This is a genomic window from Stenotrophomonas sp. P5_B8 (genome assembly GCF_054049855.1).
The window spans coordinates 1-2,576 of sequence record NZ_JBFULO010000495.1 but is presented as its reverse complement, the minus strand read 5'-3'; the positions used below and the strand labels follow the sequence as shown (position 1 = coordinate 2,576).

Genomic DNA, 2,576 nt, shown 5'->3' with positions numbered 1-2,576 from the left:
GGGATCCCGTGCCGCTTGGCTGCCTTGCCGAGGGCAACATCTGATATCCCTAGGTTCTTCGCGATCTTGCTGGCGGGTGCCGACCACAAGAGGTCGTAGAGCTCGCTTCTTGTATAGACAGGCATATCTGCTGGGAGCCCAGGCTGAGGTCTGCACTAAATCATGCCTGAATTGGACGGGGGCGGGTTACCGTCCCTTGTGCCAAGGACGCGCTCAAAGTGAGTCGGAAAGTGAGTCTCAGATCTATTCTAGTCCGATAATTCCACGTAAAAACAATTGCTTGGAATTCTAATGCAGTTGCTGGTGGGGCCGCCCCAATGGCGTCCATGTACGTCCAGCGAAGCCCGGAAGCCGACGGATTTTCAAAAAGACAGAGCTGTTGACCGTCCATCGTTGTCCAAGGCGATGCCCCTGCATTCGGCCGCCCACGCATAGTCCGCTCGATGCCAGTTGCAATGGGTGGCGCACCCGTAGCCATGAATTTCCCACGTGGCTCGCTACGGCACCCCTGCGCGGCCCCCTGCCGATGGGCACGTTGTGGAACCGTCGGCAGCATGCTCGAATCAGGCCACCCGGTCGTCCAGGAGCATGTCGGATGTCATTCAGATCCCAGGCACGGCACTTCGTGTGCATGGCCGTTCTTGTGCTGGCGCCCCAGTGGGCCAGCGCCCAGGCGGGCGACCCGACGCGCCAGGCGCCTGCGCTGGTGACGGTGGGCTACGACGACGCCTTTGATCTGTTCAATCTGCTGGACAACCTGCCCGATTGGCTGCCTGGCTACACCAACGCGATCTACCAGCAGGACTGGGAGCGCAGGTTCGGCCTGGATGCGAAGGATCGGGCCGCGCTCGAGGCATACGCGCGGTTTCGTCAGCGTACGTCTCCCATGGCCCGTGATGACGGGGGCAAGCGGCCCCTCGCGGATAGCCTGTTCGCCGGCAGCGATACACGCATTGGCGACCCATACACCGGCTACTTCCAGAACGCGGCGTCCTTCACCGCTGCCACCGAGGCCGCGATCGCCGCGCAGGCACCTGGCGACCGCGAGCGGTTGCGGCGCTACTACGCGCGCTTTGCGCCCCGTGCGCGTGCGCTGCTGGCCGGGACGGCGCGCTTCAGTCGACAACAGGAGGCGTTGACCAGGGAAATGGCGGCGCCGGAAGCCGCCGCGTTTGCGTCGCGCATGCGCACCTTCTACGGCGCCGAGGCGGCGCCCCTCTTCCACGTGCGCTTCGTATGGTGGCCATACGCGGACCGCACCCAGGCCAAGCTTCGCGGTGGCTCCATCGTGCTGTTCTCCGAACTGGGCGTGGAGGAGGACTGGGCACCGATCGTGCTGCACGAGTACGCGCATTTCCTGTCGGCGGGACTGCCCGCAGCCAATCGAGAGGCGTTGGCTGCGGCGTTCGCGCGGCGGTGCCCGGGTGCCCTGGCGCTGCCCAATCCGTTGAACGCACTTGAAGAGCCGTTGGCCATCTACTGGGGCCAGTACCGGTTCGAACGGGAAGTGCGTGGAAAAGCGTTGTCCAGCGATGCGTCGTGGTACATCCAGCCGCACGCTGACCGCGCAGCCAAGGCCATCGCGGCCGCGTTTCCGGCCGATCGCCCGGCGCCGGCGCTTGCCRTGGGGCCGCTGTTGGAGGCGGCCGCCTCGGCCTGCGAGTGAGGCCGAACGATTGCTGCCGCCCCGTCATGGCGGATCGCTGATTTCCATCAATCAACGGAAATATCCCGACCGCTCGATCAGCGCATCCACCGCCGCCACATCGTCATACCGCAGCTCCAACAGCGTGGCGATCGCGTTGGCCTTGTCTGGCTGTGCCRCGTAATACGCGCTGGCGATGCGGTAACCGACGTAATACCCCAGGTCGCTGACCCCGAAGCGGTTGCTGCTGCTGTTGTACAGCCAGTCGCGGTAGTCATTGCCATGTCGGTCGGCCAGGAACTGCTGCTTGAGCCGCGCCTCATGGGCCGGGCCGTACACGTACAGCGGAAGGTCGGGCTTCTTCCCGGTGACAAGCTCGGCCACCCGCTCCGCCACGCCTTCGCGCAGCGCGTATTGGGCCAGGGTATCGCCGGCCTCGACCTGCTGGGTGTGGATGTACTCGTGGATGTTGTTCTGGCCGTTGTTGTGGAACGGCTGCGAGGCATAGAACGTGCGCAGACGGGTCTGCAGGGGTTCGGGAAGCTCGGATACGTCGACACTGGCGTCGCCCAGGGCGAGTTCGGCACCGATCAGCACCTTGTCGTCCAGGGTGGTTCCGCCGGTGCGCAGCACGCCGATCGCGTAGGTGATGCTGGCCGGGCGCAGGGCCGGATACAGGCGTTTGAGCTGGGCCAGGTCAGCGTCGAGGGCGGCGGTTGCGGCCAATGCACGGCCGGTCAGGGGGCGCACCGAGGCCCAGTAACGCGGCCAGGCATCGATTGCCGCCACGTACTGCTCGCCGGTGTAGCCGCGTGCCTCCATCAACGCATGCAGGCCGGGCGTGCCCTTGTCGATGTAGAGCATCTTGATGCGCTGCAATTTGCGTGCGGGGTCGGTTTCGCCGCGGACCGCATCGTGGGCGATCCAGAAG

At 65.1% G+C, this 2,576-nt stretch carries 2 protein-coding genes; one reads left to right on the top strand and one right to left on the bottom strand.

The features are described from left to right. Window positions 1–595: 595 nt before the first annotated feature. Window positions 596–1,666, top strand: coding sequence for a hypothetical protein (locus ACXJKH_RS18530; protein ID WP_457321560.1), 1,071 nt, complete (start codon window positions 596–598; stop codon window positions 1,664–1,666). A gap of 51 nt (window positions 1,667–1,717) precedes the next feature. Here the strand turns inward: ACXJKH_RS18530 and ACXJKH_RS18525 are convergent. Then, the coding region (locus tag ACXJKH_RS18525) for a hypothetical protein (RefSeq protein ID WP_457321558.1) at window positions 1,718–2,576 on the bottom strand (859 nt) is incomplete at its 5' end.